Source organism: Streptomyces sp. NPDC051963 (genome assembly GCF_044593495.1).
GTDB lineage: Bacteria > Actinomycetota > Actinomycetes > Streptomycetales > Streptomycetaceae > Streptomyces.
Genome location: NZ_JBIUCC010000003.1, coordinates 756,909 through 776,990, shown reverse-complemented (window position 1 = coordinate 776,990; position 20,082 = coordinate 756,909). Strand labels below are relative to the sequence as shown.

The 20,082-nt window shown below is 71.3% G+C and carries 16 protein-coding genes; 9 read left to right on the top strand and 7 right to left on the bottom strand.

The genetic code is table 11. The annotated features are described in order from the left end of the window. Window positions 1-54 precede the first annotated feature (54 nt). Complete coding sequence (locus tag ACIHFB_RS15755) at window positions 55-795, top strand: IclR family transcriptional regulator (protein WP_365286871.1); 741 nt, start codon at window positions 55-57, stop codon at window positions 793-795. A 17-nt stretch (window positions 796-812) separates the two neighbouring features. Here the strand turns inward: ACIHFB_RS15755 and ACIHFB_RS15750 are convergent, their stop codons facing one another. Genes ACIHFB_RS15750 through ACIHFB_RS15740 form a run of 3 tightly spaced genes read right to left on the bottom strand, consistent with a single transcriptional unit; the run spans window position 813 to window position 4,427 of the window. Continuing rightward, window positions 813-2,297 carry a sugar ABC transporter ATP-binding protein gene (locus ACIHFB_RS15750; RefSeq protein WP_400127056.1) on the bottom strand — a complete coding sequence of 495 codons (1,485 nt, stop codon included), beginning with the start codon at window positions 2,295-2,297 and terminating at the stop codon, window positions 813-815. A gap of 1 nt (window position 2,298) precedes the next feature. Next, a complete protein-coding gene (locus tag ACIHFB_RS15745) occupies window positions 2,299-3,366 on the bottom strand; it encodes a sugar ABC transporter substrate-binding protein (protein WP_400127055.1) in 1,068 nt (355 codons plus the stop codon). Window positions 3,367-3,398: 32 nt separating this feature from the next. After that, on the bottom strand, window positions 3,399-4,427 hold the full coding sequence (locus tag ACIHFB_RS15740) for an ABC transporter permease (protein WP_400127054.1): 1,029 nt from the start codon (window positions 4,425-4,427) through the stop codon (window positions 3,399-3,401). Window positions 4,428-4,774: 347 nt separating this feature from the next. Here ACIHFB_RS15740 and ACIHFB_RS15735 point away from each other — a divergent pair, with 347 nt between their 5' ends. Then, the gene (locus tag ACIHFB_RS15735) at window positions 4,775-5,500 is read left to right on the top strand and encodes an SDR family oxidoreductase (protein ID WP_365286879.1); all 726 of its coding nucleotides are present in this window, start codon (window positions 4,775-4,777) and stop codon (window positions 5,498-5,500) included. On the opposite strand, the gene ACIHFB_RS15730 is transcribed toward ACIHFB_RS15735, so the two are convergent. Next, complete coding sequence (locus ACIHFB_RS15730; RefSeq protein ID WP_365286881.1) at window positions 5,477-6,202, bottom strand: MerR family transcriptional regulator; 726 nt, start codon at window positions 6,200-6,202, stop codon at window positions 5,477-5,479. The two genes, ACIHFB_RS15735 and ACIHFB_RS15730, sit on opposite strands and share 24 nt — an antisense overlap. Before the next feature lie 223 nt (window positions 6,203-6,425). Between ACIHFB_RS15730 and ACIHFB_RS15725 the strand changes: the two genes are divergently transcribed. Both ACIHFB_RS15725 and ACIHFB_RS15720 read left to right on the top strand, forming a co-directional pair. Next, complete coding sequence (locus ACIHFB_RS15725) at window positions 6,426-7,892, top strand: amino acid permease (protein WP_365286883.1); 1,467 nt, start codon at window positions 6,426-6,428, stop codon at window positions 7,890-7,892. An 83-nt stretch (window positions 7,893-7,975) separates the two neighbouring features. Then, window positions 7,976-8,464, top strand: coding sequence for a hypothetical protein (locus ACIHFB_RS15720; RefSeq protein WP_365286885.1), 489 nt, complete (start codon window positions 7,976-7,978; stop codon window positions 8,462-8,464). Here the strand turns inward: ACIHFB_RS15720 and ACIHFB_RS15715 are convergent. After that, the gene (locus tag ACIHFB_RS15715) at window positions 8,424-9,305 is read right to left on the bottom strand and encodes an arginase family protein (RefSeq protein WP_400127053.1); all 882 of its coding nucleotides are present in this window, start codon (window positions 9,303-9,305) and stop codon (window positions 8,424-8,426) included. The two genes, ACIHFB_RS15720 and ACIHFB_RS15715, sit on opposite strands and share 41 nt — an antisense overlap. Window positions 9,306-9,391: 86 nt before the next feature. Beyond that, window positions 9,392-10,921: a M1 family metallopeptidase gene (locus ACIHFB_RS15710; RefSeq protein ID WP_400127052.1), complete on the bottom strand. Its 1,530-nt coding sequence runs from the start codon at window positions 10,919-10,921 to the stop codon at window positions 9,392-9,394. Window positions 10,922-11,109: 188 nt separating this feature from the next. On the opposite strand from ACIHFB_RS15710, the gene ACIHFB_RS15705 reads away from it, so the two are divergent. The 3 genes from ACIHFB_RS15705 to ACIHFB_RS15695 all read left to right on the top strand — a co-directional run bounded on the left by ACIHFB_RS15705 (window position 11,110) and on the right by ACIHFB_RS15695 (window position 16,129). Beyond that, entirely contained in the window at window positions 11,110-13,065 is a 1,956-nt protein-coding gene (locus ACIHFB_RS15705; RefSeq protein ID WP_365286891.1) for a Xaa-Pro dipeptidyl-peptidase, read from the top strand. Continuing rightward, the gene (locus ACIHFB_RS15700; protein ID WP_400127051.1) at window positions 13,062-14,327 is read left to right on the top strand and encodes a M14 family metallocarboxypeptidase; all 1,266 of its coding nucleotides are present in this window, start codon (window positions 13,062-13,064) and stop codon (window positions 14,325-14,327) included. The genes ACIHFB_RS15705 and ACIHFB_RS15700 overlap by 4 nt, the downstream gene beginning before the upstream one ends. A gap of 83 nt (window positions 14,328-14,410) precedes the next feature. Continuing rightward, a complete protein-coding gene (locus ACIHFB_RS15695) occupies window positions 14,411-16,129 on the top strand; it encodes a BCCT family transporter (protein ID WP_400127050.1) in 1,719 nt (572 codons plus the stop codon). Between the two features lie 74 nt (window positions 16,130-16,203). Here ACIHFB_RS15695 and ACIHFB_RS15690 read toward each other — a convergent pair whose 3' ends face one another. Continuing rightward, entirely contained in the window at window positions 16,204-17,148 is a 945-nt protein-coding gene (locus tag ACIHFB_RS15690) for an FAD-dependent oxidoreductase (protein ID WP_400127049.1), read from the bottom strand. 66 nt (window positions 17,149-17,214) lie between these two features. On the opposite strand from ACIHFB_RS15690, the gene ACIHFB_RS15685 reads away from it, so the two are divergent. Continuing rightward, window positions 17,215-18,240 (top strand): oxidoreductase, encoded by a 1,026-nt coding sequence (locus ACIHFB_RS15685; protein WP_365286899.1) that lies wholly within the window; start codon window positions 17,215-17,217, stop codon window positions 18,238-18,240. Between the two features lie 48 nt (window positions 18,241-18,288). Beyond that, a complete protein-coding gene (locus tag ACIHFB_RS15680) occupies window positions 18,289-19,929 on the top strand; it encodes an ABC-F family ATP-binding cassette domain-containing protein (protein ID WP_365286901.1) in 1,641 nt (546 codons plus the stop codon). The last annotated feature ends 153 nt before the right edge of the window (window positions 19,930-20,082 follow it).

Sequence of the window (20,082 nt, the reverse complement as noted above, 5' to 3'; positions counted from 1 at the left end):
TCTCACGGCCCCCGACACCTTGTCACCCGCCCCCCTGACCACGACCATCAGCCCATGACGGACGGCCCGCTCCCCAAGTCGGTCCTCGCGCGCGGTGCCGCACTGCTGCGCGCCTGCGGCGACTCCGACACCGCCCTGACCCTCGCCGAGTTGGCCGTCCGCACCGGCCTGCCCAAACCCACCGCATACCGGCTGATCGGCGAACTCGTCCGGCTCGGCCTGGTGGAGCGCACCCGCGACGGCAGCTACCGCATCGGCCTGGGCCTGTTCGAGCTGGGCCAGTCCGCGCCGTCCGTGCGCGAACTGCGGGACACCGCACTGCCGTACCTCGGCGATCTGCACGAGGCGACCTTCGAGAACGTCCATCTCGCCGTCCCCGACGGCACCGACACCCTCTTCCTGGAGAAGGTCACCAGCCGTCGCGCGACCCCGATCGTCTCCCGCACCGGAGGCCGGCTGCCCGCCCACTGCACGGCCACCGGCAAGGTGTTCCTCGCCCTGGACCCGCGCCCACCGCGCGTCGGCCTGCCCCGTCTGACCCCGCGCACCCTGGTCCTGCCCGGTCAGCTCGCCCGCGACCTGGCCCTGACCCGGGCGCGGGGGTACGGAGTCAACCTGGAGGAGGCCGAGATCGGCGTCTCGGCCGTCGCCGCCCCGGTCTATGCCCGCGGCCGCGACTCCTGCCCGATCGCCGCGATCTCCGTCACCGGCGTCACCCGCCGCCTCGACGTGGACCGCCTCGGCGCGAGGGTGTGCGAGGCGGCGCGGGCACTCACGCGCAAGCTGTCGGCCTGACGAGGACCCACTGCGGCTCAGGAGCCGGCCTCGGCCCGCCCCGCCCCGTTCGTCTGCTGCATCTCTACCGCCAGCGCGCGCTCGGTCAGCCGCGCTCCGCTCACCTCACCGGTGATCCGACCGCGCACGAACACCAGCACCCGATCACACACCTCCGTCAGCTCGGCGAGGTCGGTGGAGGCGATCAGAACGGCCGCGCCGCCTGCCGCCAACTCACCGACGATCCGATGCATTTCGGCCCGTACGCCGACGTCGACACCGCGGGTCGGATCGTCGAGGACCACGATCGAAGGGTCGGTGGCGAGCCATTTCGCGAAGACGACCTTCTGCTGATTGCCCCCGGAGAGCCGGCCCACCACGTCGTACGGCCCACCCCGCAGCCGCAACCGCTCGGTCAACTCGACGGTGCGCCGCACCAGTCCGGCCCGCGCTGGGGCGATCCCTCCGCGCCCCAGCGCGAGCCAGCTGACCGCAGTGGTGTTCTCCCACACGGTCCGGTCCACCATCAGCCCGTACCGCTTGCGGTCGCTCGGCACGAAGGCCACGCCCGCCCGCACGGCGGCCCGCAGCGAGTGCGGCAGCCCGCGCCCGCCGATGTCCACGCGCCCCGCGGAGAGCGCCGTACGCCCGCACACCACCTCCAACGCGCTGAGATGACCGGCCCCTTGCAGCCCGGCGACCCCGACCACTTCGCCGGCCCGCACGGTGAACGTGACGTCCGTCAGCTGTCCCGGGACGCTCACCCCGGACAGCACCACCGGCGGCGGCAGATCGACCACGGCCCGCGTCCGGCGTACGGGCTTCTCGGGGCGCCCGCCCAGCATCGCCGTGACCAACTCCGGTACGTCCACCTCGTCCCGGTCCTCCCCGGCCAGTGCGACCCGCCCGTCCCGCAGCACCGTCACGCGCTGCGCGAAGCGCATCACCTCCTCCAGGAAATGGGTGACGTACAGGACGGCGATGCCTCGTCCGGTGAGCGTGCGCAGGACCTGTTCGAGGCGGTCGACGGCGGCGGCCGGGAGCGCGGACGTGGGCTCGTCGAGGATCAGCAGCCCCGGCCGGCGCAGCAACGCCCGTGCGATCTCCGTCAACTGCTGGTCCGCCAGGGGGAGTTCACCGAGCAGGGTGGCGGGGTCGAGGTCCAGTCCCAGCTCGGTGAGGACGGGCAGCGCGGCCCGGTCCATGGCGCCCCGGTCGAGCAGGCCGAAGCGGCGCGGCGCGTGGCGCGGGAAGAGGTTCTCCCGCACGGTGAGGTCCGGGAACAGGCTCAACTCCTGGGAGACGACGGCGATCCGTGTGCCGGACGCCAGCCGTACCGCCCCTTCGTCGGGGGCCAGCACCCGCGACAGGATCCGCACGAGCGTCGACTTGCCGGCCCCGTTCTCCCCGACCAGCGCGTGCACCTCGCCGCCCCGCAGCCTGATGCCGGCCCCGTCCAACGCCCGTACCCCGCCGTACGACTTGACCAGTTTCTGGGCCACCAAGACATCGCCGTACGTCATCTCAGCGCGCGTCCTTCAGCGGCTTGAGGTTGGCCTCCTGGTCGCCGAGGAGCTTGTCGATCGTCGGCTTGTACCAGTCGTAGGCCGCGTCGGCCGACTTCTGCCGGGTGATGATCTCGTCGATGTTGGACGAGTCGACCACCCCGCCGGGGGACAGGAACCAACCCTCGGGCAGCTTCCCGTCGTTGTCGCGCACCGACTCGATCAGCATCGCCGTGGAGAGGTAGCCCTTGAGGAAGTGCTGCGGGTCGATGGTCACGAAGTTGGAGCCGTCCTTGACCGCGTCGAGGGTCTTGGGGTCGACGTCGAAGCCGGCCGACAGCCAGCTGCCCTTCTTCGCCTGCTTGATCTTGGCGAGGTTGTAGCTGTCGGCGTCGCCGACCCCCAGGAAGGCGATCGCGTCGGGGTGTGCGTTGACCTGCGCCGACCAGGAGCTGTAGTTCTGCCCCGGATCGCTGTACGTCTGGAAGGGGCCGACGATCTCGACGTTCGGTGCCTCCTTCTCGAACGTGTCGGCGATGCCCTGGGCCCGGTTGTCCAGCACCGGCGTCCCGGGGTTGGGCACCCCGATGGCGACCTCGCCCTTCGGGTCGTCGCCCAGCCGTTCCAGCGCCTCCTTCGCCATCAGCTCGCCGAGGGCGTAGTTGTCGTTGCCCACGTAGAAGCCGACCTTGCTGCCGTCGGTGGGCGCGGTGTCCAGGGCGACGATCGGGATGCCCTGGTCGACGGCGCGGGCGGCGGGCCGGGTGAAGATCGGCGGGTCGAGGTTCTCCAGGACGATGCCGTCCTTGGCGCGGGTGGTGAGGTTCTGGAAGAGCTGGACCTCGGCGGGCCCGTCGGTGTTCGGTGGGCCGACCGCCTTGAAGTCGACGTTGCCCGCGTGGCTCGCGGCGCTCTCGGCGCCGAGCACCATCTCATGGGCGAAGTTGAGCGAGATGTTGGCCACCGCGATGCCCATGTTCAGCTCGCCGCCCTTGCCGCTGCCGGAGCCGCTCTCGCCGCAGCCGAAGGAGGCCAGCAGGGCCAGGGCGCCGAGTGCGGCGGACACCGTACGGAATCGGGGGTGCATCAACGGCCTCCAGGGATTCTGCGTGCTCGTGCTCATGTCCGCCGCCGTCCCGTGCGGCGCAGCGCGCTGTCGGCCGCGACCGCGACGAGGATGACCCCGCCGGTCGCGAACGACGTCCAGTTGATGGGCACTTCGAAGAACACGAGCCCGGCCGCGACGACGGACAGGATCATCGCCCCGGCCACGGCACCCACGACCGAGCCGCGCCCGCCGGCCAGCGGGGTGCCGCCGATGATGCAGGCGGCGATGGCCTGCAACTCGTAGCCCTGTCCCAGCGTCGGGTCGCCGGCGCCGTAGAAGGCGAGCGCGAGGGCGGCCGCGCAGGCCGTCGTGAGCCCCGACAGCGCCAGGGCCTGGATACGGGTGCGGACGACCGGGATGCCGCTGAACGCGGCGGCGTCGGGATTGGAGCCGATCGCCCGCACCCGGGCCCCGAAGCGGGTGCGGGTGAGCACCACGGCCAGGATCACGACGACCGCCACCAGGACCCACAGCGCGAACGGCACGCCGCCCGGATCGCCGCCGGCGAAGGTGAAGAAGGAGTCGTCCAACGGCAGGTCGGTGATCTGCTTGCCGTCGGCGAGCGCCAGCCCGACGCCCCGGAAGAGCATCAGCGTGCCCAGCGTCACGATGAACGACGGCAGCGCGAGCAGCGTCGTGACCAGCGCGTTGAAGATGCCCAGCGCGATCCCGGTGAGCAGCACCACGGGCACCGCCAGCCAGGGATCCACGCCCTCGCGCACCAGCAGCGCCCCGATGACCAGGCACATGGCGTAGGTGCCGCCGACCGACAGATCCACCTCACGCATGGCCAGCGCGAAGACCATCCCGCACGCCATCAGCGAGATGTAGACCGAGTTGTGGGCCGTAGAGAGCAGATTGCCGGTGTCGAGGAAGTCCGGGTACGGAATCCCGATCCCGGCGACGAGCAGCCCCAGCACGAGCAGCACACCGAGCTCGTCCCGGACCAGCCGGCGCGGCACCGGCCGCCGCCTGCGCGCACCGCCGCCCTGTTCGCGGGCGCGCTCGGCGTCGTCCACGGCACGCTCGGTCTCAGTCATCGGGCACGGCTCCCGTACGGCTGGTGCTGGGGGCTAGGGCCTGCCCGGCGGATCATGCCGCAGACGCGGGGTCTGGTGCGCACATCTGCCGCGTTGTCGTCGGTCGCCGACGCTCCGCGTCGACTCCCTCCTCCGCCTTGCAGCTGTACGCACCAGACCCCGCTCACGGACGCCGATCAGGCACCGCCGCTCTGCTGCGACCTGATCCGCCGGGCAGGCCCTGACCCTCAGCCATGTCCGAGGGTCGCCCCGCAGCGTCGGCCCCACGGAGGCGGGCGGCAACACAGACGTTTCAGCGAGTGAAATGCGCTCTTGCCGAGGCACTGACGGGTCATCACACTCGCCCCATGGAGACGCGTACCGCCCTGGTGACCGGAGCGGCACAGGGCCTCGGTCAGGAGTTCGCCGTCGCGCTCGCGGGTCGCGGTTACCGCGTCGCGGGCCTCGATCTCGTCCCACAGCCGGTGACCGCCGCAAAGGTCCTGGACTATGTGGAGCTGATCGGTGACGTCGCCGACGAGAGCACCGTCGAGGAGGGGCTGGAGCACGTCATCGACCGGTTCGGCACGCTGCACGTGGTGGTCAACAACGCCGGGGTCTATCCGCAAGCGCCCTTCGAGGACACCACGATCGAGGAGTGGCGCCGGATCATGCGCGTCAATCTGGAGGCGCCGTTCCTGGTGACGCGGGCCGCGTTGCCGTACCTGAAGGCCGCGGGCTGGGGACGGATCGTCAACATCGCCTCGGAGGCGGTGCTCTCCGCGCCGCCGACCATGGTCCCGTACGTCGCCTCGAAGATGGGCCTGATCGGCTTCACGCGCGCGTTGGCGGCGGCGCTGGGGCCGTACGCCATCACGGTGAACGCGATCGCGCCCGGCATGGTCCGCACCGCCACGGCCGAGCGGACGGTCGGCGCGGACGGCGGCTTCGAGCACGTCCGCGCCCGGCAGGCCGTACCGCACACCCAGCAGCCCGCCGACCTGGTGTCGACGCTGCTGTACGTGGTGGACGAGTCCAGCGGTTTCCTCACCGGGCAGACGCTGAACGTGTCAGGCGGATCCACCTACCTCTGAGATCCCGTCGAGCCACTCGCGCAACTCCTGTCTGAGGGAGCGCTGAAAGGTCGTCAGCAGGGCCTGCACCACCAGCGGATGCATATGGGCCGACAGCGACTTCACATCCTCGGCGTCGCGTTCGGCCACGGCGTCGCGCAGCAGCCGCGACAGCTCGTGCGCCGCCGCCCGCGAGTGCTCGATCAGCGTGGTGCGGGCCGCCATGATCGTCTCCTGGGACAGCGGTACGTCGAGCAGCTCGACGCCGAGCCGCAGCAGCCCGGAGTCCACGCGGAACGAGCCGTTCTCCCGCGCGACGATGCCCATCGCCACGAGCCGGTCCACGTCCTCCTCGCTCAGCGTCCGCCCCGCCTGCCCCTGAAGCCCCTCGCGGTCCACCCACTCCAGGGCTTCCGGGGCCCAGGACGCCACCACGGCACGGTGGATGGCGAGGTCGTGGGCGCTGAGGTCCGCCGGCAGCTGCCGCAGATAGCGTTCGATCGCGGCGAGGGTCATGCCCTGTCTCTGGAGTTCCTCGATCAGCGCGAGGCGCGCGAGATGCTCCTCGTTGTAGTGACCGACCCGGCGCGGACCGATCACCGGCGGCGGCAGCAGACCCTTGGTGCCGTAGAACCGGACCGTGCGGACCGTGACGCCCGCTTGCGCGGCCAGCTCGTCGATCGTGAGGGTCGGCTGCCCCGTGTCGATGGGTTCGGTCGTCATGTGCAGCAGTATCGCTGTCTCACCAACACTGTGAAACCTCGGGGACGACCCCTGATGACCATGTGAGAAGCGACGCTCTGTGACATGGGCCACCGCATGGGGCGTGATCGCCGTGGGAAGGTGCTGCCTTGGTCCGTACCGCGTCAAGGCGGTTACGGGCCACACCTTTGTACGGACACCCGGGCCCACCCCCGCCCGGGAGCACCAGAGAGTGGTACCACCTGTGAGCAAGGACGCCGTGGACACGGCACAGGTCGCCGACCGTCCCGAGGCGACCGGGACGCCCGCGGACGCGGGCGACGCCGGCTACAGCAAGGACCTCAAGGCCCGCCACGTCAACATGATCGCCATCGGCGGCGCGATCGGCACCGGACTCTTCCTGGGCGCCGGCGGCCGTCTGCACAACGCGGGCCCCGCCCTCGCAATCGCCTACCTCGTCTGCGGCGTCTTCGCCTTCTTCGTGGTCCGCGCCCTCGGCGAGCTGGTCCTGTACCGCCCGTCCTCCGGTTCCTTCGTGTCGTACGCGCGCGAGTTCCTCGGCGAGAAGGGCGCGTACGTCGCCGGCTGGATGTACTTCCTGAACTGGTCGACGACCGGTATCGCCGACATCACGGCGATCGCGCTCTACACGCACTACTGGAGCCTGTTCACCGACATCCCCCAGTGGGTGCTCGCCCTGATCGCCCTGGCGGTGGTCCTGGCGGTGAACCTGATCTCGGTGAAGATCTTCGGCGAGCTGGAGTTCTGGTTCGCGATCATCAAGGTCGCCACCCTCGTCGGCTTCATGTTCATCGGCATCTTCCTGCTGGCCACGCAGCACGAGGTGGGCGGCCGGACACCCGGCCTCGGCGTGATCACCGACAGCGGTGGCGTCTTCCCGCACGGCATGATGCCCGTGGTCCTCGTCATGCAGGGCGTGATCTTCGCGTACGCGGCCCTGGAGCTGGTCGGCGTCGCCGCCGGCGAGACCGCCGAGCCGGAGAAGGTCGTCCCGCGCGCGGTGAACTCGATCATGTGGCGGGTGGGCCTGTTCTACGTGGGCTCGGTCGTCCTCCTCGCCCTTCTGCTGCCCGGCTCGGTGTACTCCGCCGACGAGAGCCCCTTCGTCACGGTCCTGTCGAGGATCGGCATCCCGGCGGCCGGCGATGTGATGAACCTGGTGGTCCTGACGGCGGCGATGTCCTCGCTGAACTCCGGCCTGTACTCGACGGGCCGCATCCTGCGCTCCATGGCGATGGCGGGCTCGGCCCCGAAGTTCACCGCCCGAATGAACCGCAGCCAGGTCCCCTACGGCGGCATCCTGCTGACCTGCGCGGTCTGCGTCCTCGGCGTCGGCCTGAACTACCTGATGCCGAGCCAGGCCTTCGAGATCGTGCTGAACGTCGCCTCCCTGGGCATCATCAGCACCTGGGTGATCATCATGATCTGCCATCTGGCCTTCGTCCGCCGTGCCAAGGAGGGCCTGCTCGCCCGGCCCTCCTTCCGGCTGCCCGGCAGCCCGGTCACCGAGATCACCACGATCGTCTTCCTGCTGGCCTGTCTCGGCATGATGTGGAACGACCCCGAGGTCGGCCGCAAGACCCTCCTGCTCATCCCCGTGATCGCGGCCATGCTGATCGGCGGCTGGTACGCGATCCGCCGCCGGACGGCCAGGGCGGAGGACCGGGAGCTGACCGAGCTCACGAAGTAGCGCCTCGAACCCGCGCCCCGCGGACACCCACCGTCCGGAGGGCCATGGCGGGAGAGTGGCGCGCGAGCGGGTAAGGGAGTGGCATGGACCTCATCCCCGTGGAGATCGGCCCGCTGAATCCGCAGATCCAGGAGTTGGTGGTCGCGGGTTTCCTGTTCGTCCTCTGCTATCTCTGCCTGGTCCCGCTCCTCCGCCGTGCCCGCCGCGTCATCGAGGCGCGTGAACAGGCGACGGACGGAGTGGCCGAGCACGCCGAACAGGTCCGCGCCCTCGCGGAGGAGAAGCGCAGCGAGGCGCGGGCCGCGCTCGCCGAGGCCCGGCACGAAGCGGCGCGCATCCGCCAGCAGGCGGAGGCCGAGGGCGCGGCGCTCATCGCCGAGGCCCGCGCCGACGGCGTGCGCGAACGCGACGCACTTCTCGCCCGCGCCACCACCCGCATCGAGGCCGACCGGGCCGCCGCGGAGGACGAACTCCGCACGCACGTCCCGGGGTTGGCGGCGGACCTGGCGAGCCGAGTGCTGGGCGAGCCGGTCAGCCCTGGGACGCGAACGCCCGCAGCAGACACTCGGTGAGCCGCGCCGCGAGGGTCCCGTCGGGATCGAGGCGCGGATTGAAGATCGCGACGTCGAGGCCGACCGCCGGGCCGGCGAGGGCAAGGCCGAGCACCGTCTCCAGCTCCTCCCAGGACAGCCCGCCCGCGAGCCGGTAGTCCACGGCGGGCATGACCGCGTCCGCCAGCACATCGACGTCGAGATGCACCCAGTACCCGGCGGCCCCGCCGGCCGCGAGGAGCTCCACCGCCCGCCGGGCCGCGGCGGCCGCGCCCAGCTCCCGTACCGCGTCGAGGTCCATGGCGTGCAGCTCGTCCGGCAGGGGCTGCATCCCGAACACCGAGGCCTCCGCCTGGTCCCGGAACCCGAGGGCGACGGTGTCCGCGTCCCGCACCAGCGGCGCGCGCCCCTCCAGATCGGCCAGGACGGCGGGCCCGCGCCCGGTGGCCAGGGCCAGCTCCATGGAGGCCACCTCACCGACCGGTTCCGCCTCCGGCTGGTAGAAGTCGGTGTGACCGTCCAGGAACAGCAGCCCGTGGTGCCCCCGGCGGCGCAGTGCCAGCAGATTGCCGAGCAGCACGCTGCAGTCGCCGCCCAGCACCACCGGGAAGCGTCCGCCGTCGAGGACCCCGCCCACCGCGTCGGCCAGCCGTACGGAGTAGTCGGCGATGCCTGCCGGATTGAGGACCCCGCTCCCCGGATCCCGCTCGGGGTCGTAGGGTCCCGGTTCGACCCTGCCCGCCCGCACCGCACCGAGGCCGTCGGCCAGACCGGCGTCGAGCAGTGCCCCGGGCAGCTCCTCGACGCCGGTCGGCCGCAGCCCCAGCACGGACGGTGCCTCGATGATCGCGACGTCCCGCACTGATGACTCCCTCGTCAGGCGGCGCCGGCCGGCCCACGCGTCCGGCGCGTGGGCCCACCGTAAACCGAGGGAGGGCGCGGAGCGCGTCAGTGCTCGTGTCGCGGGGCGTCCTGCGCCGCGTCGGTGTGCTGATGCACGTCGTTCGTCGCGGCGATCTTCTTCCACGACTTCGGCTGCACCACTGCCGTCGAGGCCTCCGCAAGGGACGCCGACCGTGCCGCGGACGTACTCGGCTTGGACGGTTGGTACAGCCAGGTGTCGAAGAGCGTGGCCAGCGGCTTGCCCGACACCTGTTCGGCGTAAGCCCGGAAGTCGGCGACCGACGCGTTGCCGTACGCGTACTTCTGCGGCCAGCCCTTGAGGACGGCGAAGAACGCCTCGTCCCCGATCTCGCCCCGCAGCGCCTGAAGGGCCAGCGCGCCCCGGTCGTACACCGCGAGGTGGAACTGGTTCTCCGGCCCCGGGTCGCCCGGCTTCACGGTCCAGAACGGATCGTCGGCCGGATGCGAGGCGTACACATAGTCCGCGATGTCCTGCGCCGTGCCCTCGTCCTCGTGCTCGGACCACAGCCACTGCGCGTACCGGGCGAAGCCCTCGTTGATCCAGATGTCCTTCCAGCCGGCCACGGACACCAGGTCGCCGTACCACTGGTGGGCCAGCTCATGGACGACCACGGAGGTGTTCGACCCGCTCGCGAACTGCCGTGGGCTGTAGAAGGGCCGGGTCTGTGTCTCCAGCGCGTACCCGGTGTCGGTGTTCGGCACGTACCCGCCGAGCGCGTTGTACGGATACGGTCCGAAGTACTCGACCAGCCAGTCGGCGATCTCCCCGGTCCGCTCGATGCTGGCTCGCGCCGCGCCGGCGTTGGCGCCCAGGTCCTTGCTGTAGGCGTTGATGACCGGGATACCGCTCTCGGTGGTCCCGGTCGTGACGTCGAACTTCCCTACGGCGAGCGTGGCGAGATAGGTCGCCTGCGGCTTGTCGGAGCGCCAGTTGTAGCGGGTCCAGCCGGACCGGGAAGTCGTCGACTGGAGCGTGCCGTTGGAGATGGCCTGGCTGCCGTCGGGCACGGCCACCGACACGTCGTAGGTGGCCTTGTCGAGCGGGTGGTCGTTGCTCGGGAACCACCACCAGGCCGCCTCGGGCTCGTTCGCGCCGACTCCGCCGTCCGGCGTGCGGTGCCAGCTGGTGAACCCGTACGCCTGCTTCGACGACGGCACTCCGCTGTACCGCACGACGATCGTGACCGGGGTGCCCTTGGGGAGGGGCTTCTTCGGCGTGATCTCCAGCTCGTGCTCACCGGACGTCGTGAACGACGCCTTGACGCCGCCCACCCGCACCTCGCTGACGTCCAGCAGGAAGTCCAGGTTGAACCGGGACAGGTCCTGCGTGGTACGGGCCAGCAGGGTCGCCGTGCCCGACAGCTCGTCCGTGGCCGGCTGGTAGGTCAGCCGCAGGTCGTAGTGGGAGACGTCGTATCCGCCGTTGCCGTAGGCCGGGTAATAGGGGTCGCCGATGCCCGGGGCGCCGGGGGAGACGCTCGCGGCCGATGCCGGGATCGCCAGCAGCAGCGAGGCCGCGGCGAGCGAGCCCGGCGCGATGAGTCTGCGGTGCACGAAAGCTCCAAGTCGTAGGGGACCGAAGTCTGTTCGGAGCCTATTCATTACCTGTGTCCCTCGGCATGTCCATGGTCGCTGCTGTCACACGATCGCCATTCGGCCGTCATGGGCCGAATGGCTCAAGCGCCTCGTCCGCATCGGATCGCCCTCTTCTGCACAGGAGTTGACCGATGTACCGTCCGCGCATGCCGATACGCATGCGCTTCACGACCTGGAGACCGCTCGCGGCGGCCGCCGTCGCCGCCCTGACGGCTGCCCTGCTCACCCCGGCCGCGGCCCACAGCGCCCCGCGCGAGAGCACGCCGGTGTATTCGTACGAGAACGCCGTCCGCGAGGCCGTCTGGGTGGACACCGGACTCGACGGCGACAGCGACGGAAAGACGGACCGCGTCGCCGTCGACATCGTCCGCCCGCGCGAACCCGCCCAGCAGGGCCGGAAGATCCCGGTCATCATGGACGCCAGCCCCTACTACTCCTGCTGCGGACGCGGCAACGAAAGCCAGCTCAAGACGTACGACGCCCAGGGCAACGTCGTCCAGATGCCGCTCTTCTACGACAACTACTTCGTGCCGCGCGGATACGCCTTCGTCGGCGTCGACCTCGCCGGCAGCAACCGCTCCGACGGCTGTGTCGACGTCGGCGGCCGCTCCGACATCCAGTCCGCCAAAGCGGTCGTCGACTGGCTGAACGGCCGCGCCAAGGCCTACACCTCCCGCACCGGCACCGCCCGGGCCAAGGCCACATGGACCAACGGCGAGACGGGCATGATCGGCAAGAGCTGGGACGGCACGATCGCCAACGGCGTCGCCGCCACCGGGGTCGAGGGCCTGAAGACCATCGTCCCGATCAGCGCCATCTCCACCTGGTACGACTACTACTTCTCCAAGGGCGCCCCGCTCTACGACTCCGGCCCCGACTGGCTGTCCGACGCCGTGGAGAGCCCCGACGCCCGCGCCAAGTGCGCCGCCGTCCAGCAGAAGCTCGTCGACCAGGCCCCGCGCACCGGCGACTGGACGCCGCTGTGGACCGAGCGCGACTACGTGAAGGACGCGCGCAAGGTCGAGGCCAGCGTCTTCCTGATCCACGGCATGCAGGACCTCAACGTCCGTATGCAGCACGTCGGTCCGTGGTGGGACGCCCTCGCGAAGAACGGCGTCGAACGCAAGATCTGGCTCTCCCAGACCGGCCATGTCGACCCCTTCGACTTCCGCCGCGCCGACTGGGTCGACACCCTGCACCGCTGGTTCGACCATGAACTCCTCGGCTACGACAACGGCATCGACGACGAGCCCATGGCCGACATCGAACGCCACCCCGACCAGTGGGTCACCTCCGACACCTGGCCGCCCAGCGGCACCCGCACCACCACCCTGCGCCCCGACTCGGGCGACCGGCCCGGCGTCGGCACCCTCGGCCTGAGCAAGTCCGCCGGCACCGAGACCTTCACCGACAACCCCCAGCTCGGCGAGACCGACTGGGCCGCGCAGATCGACACCTCGACACCCGACAAGGCGGGCTTCGTCACCGGGCCGCTCACCCGCGACCTGCGTCTGTCCGGCTCGTCCGAGGTGACCGTCACCGCGACCCCGACCACCTCGACGGCCCATCTGTCCGCCGTCCTCGTGGACCTCGGCCCCGACACCATCCGCGACTACGCGGCGAGCGGCGAGGGCATCACCACCCTCACCGACCGCACCTGCTGGGGCGCGAGCACCACCGGCGACAGCCCCTGCTTCAAGAAGACGCAGGCGAAAACGGCGGCAGTCGACTACACGGTCGTCAGCCGCGGCTGGGCCGACCTCGGCAATCACGCCTCCGACGAGACGGGCGTCCCGCTCACCCCGGGCAAGCCGTACACCATCACCCTGGACCTGGGCGCGACCGACCATGTGGTCCCGGCCGGGCACCGGCTGGCGCTGATCGTCGCGGGCACCGACAAGGACCTGATCGACCCGCCGTCGACGAAGCCGACCCTGACCCTCGACCTGTCCCGCACCTCGGCCCGCGTCCCGCTGGTCGGCGGCCGGGCGGCCTTCGCCCGCGCCACCGCGAGCTCCGGACACGCCGCCCCACAGGCCACCACCCTGAACGGCGTGGAGGCGCCGCGCACCGTCCAGCGCATCCCGGGAGGCAGCCGGTGATCCGCGCACTGACCGTCACCGCGGTGGCTCTCGCCGCCTCCCTGACCGCCGTTCCGACCCAGGCGGCGGACACCCTGCCGCGCACCGGCTTCGAGCAGTCGAACGGGGCCCGCTGGACCACTCAGCCGGAGGAACAGGACTTCCTGGCCGCCGTGGACCGGGGGAGCAGCCGGGTCTCCCTGGCCCGCATCGGTACGACCAAGCAGGGCCGTCCCGTCCAACTCCTGCGCGTCGGCGCGCAGAACGCGCCCAGCACGGTGCTGCTCATCTGCAGCCAGCACGGTGACGAACCGTCCGGCCGCGAGGCCTGTCTGACCACCGTCCGCGACCTCGCCTTCACGACCGACCGCGAGACCCGGCGCTTCCTGGACCGCACCACCGTGCTCGTCGTGCCCACCGCCAACCCCGACGGCCGGGCCGCCGACACCCGCGGCAACAGCGACGGCGTCGACGTCAACCGCGACCACATCGCCCTGAAGACCGCCGAAGGGCGCGCCATGGCCGCGGTCATCCGCGACCAGCGTCCCGACACCGTCTACGACTTGCACGAGTACGGCGCGACACCGCCGTACTACGACAAGGACCTCTTCGACCTCTGGCCGCGCAACCTCAACACCGCCTCCGCCGTCCACGACGAGGGCGAGACCCTGTCCCAGGCGTACGTACGTCCTGCCGCACAGCGCGCCGGGTACACGACGGGCACGTACGGCATCTGGACCGACCCCGTCACCGGCGACCCGATCCAGCAGGTCGCCGGTGACGGACAGGAACGCATCCTGCGGAACATGTCCGGCGTGAAGCACGCGGTCGGACTGCTCATCGAAAGCCGGGTCGACGCCCTCACCGAAGCCGAGAAGGCGGACGAGTCACTCAACAACCGGCGCCGGGTCAACTCCCAACTCGCCGCCCTGAAGGGCCTGTTCGGGTTCACGTCCGAGCGCCGGGCGCAGGTCGAGGCCGCGACGACGAAGGCACGCCTCGCGGGCTACGCCGACACCGGCCCCGTCTACGTCGGGGGTGCCGACAACGACCCGCCCGAACCGGCCGAGGTCATCCAGGACCCGCCCTGCGGCTACCGGCTCACGGACGATCAGTACGCGGACGTCAAGGACGAACTGGCCCTGCACGGCGTCCTCGCACGCCACGACGCGGACGGCACCCTCGTACCGCTGCGCCAGTCGCTGCGCGCCCTCGTGCCCCTGCTGCTGGACGGGCGGGCGCCGTACCACCTGACCGTCGGGGAGGCCGACACCGACTGCTGATCGGATCAGATCCGTGTCACGTGTGGTAGTGCCTTACGGATCGGGTAAGTGCGCGTAAACAACTTGGCTGAAAGGTCCCGCCCGTGACGCATGACAAGCATTCCCCGCCCGACCACGGTGGAGGCTCGCTTCCCGGCTCGGAAGCGGGTCTCGCCGGCGACGGGCAGCCGCAGACCGACCGGATCGTCTTCGGCGTGACGGCCGCGCTCACCCTGGCCTTCGTGGTCTGGGGCGCCACCGCCACCGACTCGCTCAAGGACGCCTCCGGCACGATGCTCGACGGGCTGATCCACAACGGCGGATGGGCCTTCATGCTGGCCGCGTCCTGCTTCGTGGTCTTCGCCCTCTGGCTCGCCGTCAGCCGCTACGGCCGGATCCACCTCGGCACCGAGGGGGAGAAGCCCGAGTTCCGCACGGTGTCCTGGGTCGCGATGATGTTCAGCGCGGGCATGGGCATCGGCCTGATGTTCTACGGCGTCAGCGAGCCGCTCTCGCACTACACCACGCCCCCGCCGGGCACGGACCCCCAGAACTCGGGGGAACGCATGGAGACGGCGATGGCGACGACGCTGTTCCACTGGACCCTGCACCCATGGGCGATCTACGCGGTCGTCGGCCTCGCCATCGCGTACAGCACGTTCCGCAAGGGCCGTCGCCAGACGGTCAGCGCGGTCTTCACCCCGCTCATCGGGGAGAAGCACGCGAACGGCGCCGGCGGCCGGGTCATCGACATCCTCGCGATCGTCGCGACCATCTTCGGCTCCGCGGCCTCGCTCGGCCTCGGGGCGCTCCAGATCGGCTCCGGCTTCCAGGAACTGGACTGGATGGACGAGGTCAGCGACGGACTCCTCGTCGCCATCATCGCCGTCCTGACCCTCGCCTTCGTGGCCTCGGCCGTGTCCGGCATCGAGAAGGGCATCCAGTGGCTGTCCAACACCAACATGGTGCTGGCGCTGCTGCTCGCGGTGTTCGTGTTCGTCGCGGGCCCGACCATCCTGATCCTGGACCTGCTGCCCACCTCGGTCTTCGCCTTCCTCGGTGACCTTCCCCAGCTCGCGGGCCGCACCGAGGCGTCCGGCGGCCAGGGCGTCGCCGACTGGCTGGGCAGCTGGACCGTCTTCTACTGGGCCTGGTGGATCTCCTGGACGCCCTTCGTCGGCATGTTCATCGCCCGTATCAGCCGTGGCCGCACCATCCGCCAGTTCGTCGGCGGCGTGATCCTCGTGCCCAGCACGGTCAGCCTGGTCTGGTTCGCGGTCTTCGGCGGTACGGCGATGAAGCTCCAGGAAGGCGACCGGCTCGGCGACGAGGCCACCCCCGAGGGCCAGCTCTTCGCCGTGCTGCGGGACTACCCCATCGCCACCGCCACCAGCCTGCTCGTGATGATCCTGGTCGGCATCTTCTTCGTCTCGGGCGCCGACGCCGCGTCCATCGTGATGGGGACGCTCTCGCAGAAGGGCGCGCTCGAACCCGGCCGGTTCGTGGTCGTGTTCTGGGGCATCGTCACCGGGGCCGTCGCCGCGATCATGCTGCTCGTCGGCAGCGAGGGCGACGCTCTCACCGGTCTCCAGAACCTCACCATCCTCGCCGCGGCGCCGTTCCTGCTGGTGATGATCGGGATGTGCGTCGCCCTCATGCGCGATCTGCGCCACGACCCGATCATCGTGCGCGAGGAGATGGCCTCCGAGGTGGTCGAGCTCGCCGTCGTCGAGGGGCACAAGCAGTACGACGGGGAGTTCGAGATCCGGATCGGGCCCGGACCGGGGACGGAGCGGGAGGGGGACCCGATCGGCAAGGACTGACGCTCCACCAGGCGCGCCGTGGGAGGGCGCGGGCCGGTTGCGGACTGCGGACCGTGTACGCCGGTGAAGAGCACTCAGCCGGCCACCAGCCGCGCCGCCTCGCTCGCGCACCCCCACGACACCGTCACTCCCGCGCCGCCGTGGCCGTAGTTGTGCACCAACAGCCGCCCGTCGGGGAGCAGTTCACGCTCCAGCCGGACCGCGTTGCGCGTCGGCCGCAGCCCCACCCGGTGGTCCAGCACCCGCGCCCCGGCGATCTCCGGCCGCAGCGCCGCACACCGCCGTACGATCGCCGCGGCCACCGCCGGATCCGGCTCGGTCGAGAAGTCGTCCTCGTCCGCCGTGCCGCCCAGCAGCAACCGGCCGGGCTGCGGAAAGAAGTACGCCATCGCCCCGGCCGCGTCGGTGGAAACGAGCCAGGTCCGGATCCCGGGGTTCTCCACGACGACCAACTGCCCGCGCACCGGCCGTACGGACGCGTCCGGCACCAGCTCCCGCGCGCCCATCCCGGTGCAGTTGACCACCACGGGCGCCTCGACCTCCGCGAACCCGGACACCGTACGGACCTCGATCGCCCCACCCGCGTCGAGGAACCGCTCGCGCAGCCACCGCAGATGGACCGCCATGTCGATGAGCGGCAGCCGCGCCCACAACCCCGTGCCCCGGTACTCCCGGTCGGTCGCCGGACGCAGTCCCGGCAGCCGGTCGGCCACCCAGGCGTCGTCCGGATCCGTCTCGCCCAGTACCCCTTCGACCATGCGTACGCCGGTCGCCCCGGGCCGTGCCGCCAGCTCCTCGTACACGTCGAGCGACCGCAGCGCCCATCTGCGCGCCAGCGCGACCGGCTCGATCCGGTACGGCCACCACAGCGCGCCCGCAACGGCCGAGGTGGTCCGCTCCACGGGATCCCGCGTCCACACCCGCACCCGGCGGCCGCGCTCGGCGAGGACGACGGCCGTGGTCAGCCCTATGACCCCGCCGCCGACCACGATGACCTCGTCGTCCGGTTCACTGTCCACGCAGGGACCGTAGCGGAATGTGTCATGCCGTGCTCAGAGAGCGGTCTCTCTGGGGATACTCACAGCATGTCTGCCGAGTACGCGACCTTCGGCCTGGCACCGGCGATGCGTGCCGGTGGAGTCCTCGCCAACGGTGACTACCAAGTGCACCGGGATTTCGTGGACTTCATCGTCGACGACCGTCCGCTGCTGTTCCAGCTCTCCGACCTCGACGCCGTCTCCCCACTGGCCTCCGACGTCCCACCCGCGATCTTCACCGCCCAGGTCCGCAGCCTGCTGCTGGAGACCGACGCACCGCTGCCCGGCGGCCGGTACGTCATCTACGGCTGTCCCGAGTGCGAGGACCTGGGGTGCGGTGCGGTCACCGCGGTCATCCAGAAGGAAGGCGACGACTTCATCTGGCGGGACTTCGCCTGGCAGACCCAGGAGGAGGCCGACCTGGAGCTCAACGGCTACCACGGCATAGGGCCGTTCCGCTTCGCCGGCGCCGAGTACCGGGCAGCCCTGGCCTCCCTGCTCGACGGCGAGGAGACTGCCCCCGGCCGCCGCCGGGTCCTGCTCATCGGCGCCCGCGTCGCCCTGCTGGCCAAGCTCGCCGCCGCGCTGCGCACCATCGGCATCGGCGCCGACATCACCCGCGACGCCGCCGGCGTCCTCGCCGACGAACTGCGCGGCTACGGCGCCGTCGCCTTCGGCCGTGCCGTCACCGAGGAGGAACGTGCCGCCGTCCGTGGCGCCTTCGAACGCGCCGGTGTCGACGTCGCCTACGTCGACGGACTCGCCCCGATCGTCCCGCTCCTCGTCGCCCAGATCGAGCACGCCCTGGACCGCAGCCCCGCCGACCGGCGCCGGCTGACCCGGCTGGTCGCCGCCGACGGCGAGGCGGGCGTCGAGGTCACCTCGCCGTGCCGGGTCCGGCTCACGGCGTACCGCCTGGACCGCCTGTACCGCCCCCACGCCCACGAGGTCTTCGACGGGATCCTGGAGCCCGGCCGGCATCGCATCGCGCTGGACGCGAAGGCGGTGAAGGGGGAGTCCTTCGTGGTGGCGCGGACATCGGGAAGCGTGCTGGTGGAGGCGATGGCCCACTGAGAACTCAGGCGCGAGCGGTGTCGCGGGGCCGTTAGGATCGGCGGTCTGATGACTGCCACCCTCGTCGCCAAGAACCTCGCCGCCGGCCACGGCGACCGCTCGCTGTTCGCCGGGCTCGACCTCGTCGTCGCGCCCGGCGATGTGATCGGGCTCGTCGGGGCCAACGGCGCGGGCAAGTCCACGCTGCTGCGGATGCTCGCCGGGCTCATCGCGCCGGAGGAGGGCGAGCTGCGCCTCTCCCCGCCCTCGGCGTCCGTCGGCCACCTCCCGCAGGAGCCGGAGCGCCGGCCGGGCGAGACCGTGCGGGAGTTCCTGGCCCGCCGCACCGGTGTGGCCGAGGCCCAGCGGACGATGGACGAGGCCACCGAGGCGCTGGTCGAAGGCGCGCCGGGCGCCGATGACGCGTATGCGACGAGCCTGGAGCGATGGCTCGGCCTCGGCGGCGCGGACCTCGACGAACGGGCCGAGGAGGTCGCCGACTCTCTCGGCCTGGCGGTGGACCTCGACCAGGCGATGACGTCCCTGTCCGGCGGCCAGGCGGCCCGCGCGGGCCTGGCCTCCCTCCTGCTGTCCCGCTACGACGTCTTCCTGCTCGACGAGCCGACCAACGACCTCGACCTGGACGGCCTGGAACGCCTCGAACGTTTTGTGAGCGGTCTGCGCGCCGGCACGGTCGTCGTCAGCCACGACCGCGAGTTCCTCGCCCGCACCGTCACCAAGGTCCTCGAACTCGACCTCGCACAGGGGCAGATCAACCTGTACGGCGGCGGCTACGAGGCCTACCTGGAGGAGCGCGAGACGGCCCGCCGGCACGCCCGCGACGACTACGAGGAGTACGCCGACAAGAAGGCGGCCCTCCAGGACCGGGCGCAGATGCAGCGGGGCTGGATGGACAAGGGCGTGAAGAACGCGCGCCGCAAGGCGGGCAACGACAACGACAAGATCGGCCGCAAGTTCCGCAGCGAGGCCAGCGAGAAGCAGGCCTCGAAGGCCCGCCAGACCCAGCGCATGATCGAACGCCTCGACGTCGTCGACGAACCGCGCAAGGAGTGGGAACTGCGGATGGAGATCGCGACGGCCCCGCGCTCCGGCGCCGTGGTCGCCACCCTGCGGGACGCCGAGGTCCGGCGCGGTGACTTCGTCCTCGGCCCGGTGTCCTTGCAGATCGACTGGGCGGACCGGGTGGCCGTGACGGGCGCGAACGGCGCGGGCAAGTCGACCCTGCTCGGTGCGCTGCTCGGCCGGGTGCCCGTGGACGCGGGCCGGGCCTCCCTCGGCTCCGGCGTCCTGATCGGCGAGGTCGACCAGGCCCGCAAGCTGTTCCACGGCCCGGAGTCGCTGCTGGACGCCTTCGCCGCGGCCGTCCCCGACACGGAGCCCATGGAAGTCCGCACCCTGCTCGCCAAGTTCGGCCTGAAGTCGGACCACGTGCTGCGCCCGGCGGCGACGCTCTCCCCGGGCGAGCGCACCCGCGCCGCGCTGGCCCTGCTCCAGGGCCGAGGCGTCAACCTGCTGGTCCTCGACGAGCCGACCAACCACCTCGACCTGCCCGCCATCGAGCAACTGGAGTCGGCCCTCGACTCGTACGAGGGCACGCTCCTCCTCGTCACCCACGACCGCCGCATGCTGGACGCCGTCCATGTGAACCGCCGTCTGGAGGTGGCGGACGGCAAGGTGACGGAGCGCTAGCGCTCCGCTGGGTGTGGCGATGGGGTGTGGGTCGGCTGCGGCGCCGTGGGGGCTGGTCGCGGGGGGGGCCCCCCCCCCCCGGGGGGGGGGGGGGGGGCGCCCCCCCGGGGGGGGGGGGCCCCCGGGGGGCCCCCCCCCCCCCCCCCCCCCCCG

Coding starts and splice junctions, on each gene's coding strand:
- ACIHFB_RS15755 (WP_365286871.1), top strand. CDS start 55: ATGACGGACGGCCCGCTCCCCAAGTCGGTCCTCGCGCGCGGTGCCGCA.
- ACIHFB_RS15750 (WP_400127056.1), bottom strand. CDS start 2,297: ATGACGTACGGCGATGTCTTGGTGGCCCAGAAACTGGTCAAGTCGTAC.
- ACIHFB_RS15745 (WP_400127055.1), bottom strand. CDS start 3,366: ATGCACCCCCGATTCCGTACGGTGTCCGCCGCACTCGGCGCCCTGGCC.
- ACIHFB_RS15740 (WP_400127054.1), bottom strand. CDS start 4,427: ATGACTGAGACCGAGCGTGCCGTGGACGACGCCGAGCGCGCCCGCGAA.
- ACIHFB_RS15735 (WP_365286879.1), top strand. CDS start 4,775: ATGGAGACGCGTACCGCCCTGGTGACCGGAGCGGCACAGGGCCTCGGT.
- ACIHFB_RS15730 (WP_365286881.1), bottom strand. CDS start 6,202: ATGACGACCGAACCCATCGACACGGGGCAGCCGACCCTCACGATCGAC.
- ACIHFB_RS15720 (WP_365286885.1), top strand. CDS start 7,976: ATGGACCTCATCCCCGTGGAGATCGGCCCGCTGAATCCGCAGATCCAG.
- ACIHFB_RS15705 (WP_365286891.1), top strand. CDS start 11,110: ATGCCGATACGCATGCGCTTCACGACCTGGAGACCGCTCGCGGCGGCC.
- ACIHFB_RS15685 (WP_365286899.1), top strand. CDS start 17,215: ATGTCTGCCGAGTACGCGACCTTCGGCCTGGCACCGGCGATGCGTGCC.
- ACIHFB_RS15680 (WP_365286901.1), top strand. CDS start 18,289: ATGACTGCCACCCTCGTCGCCAAGAACCTCGCCGCCGGCCACGGCGAC.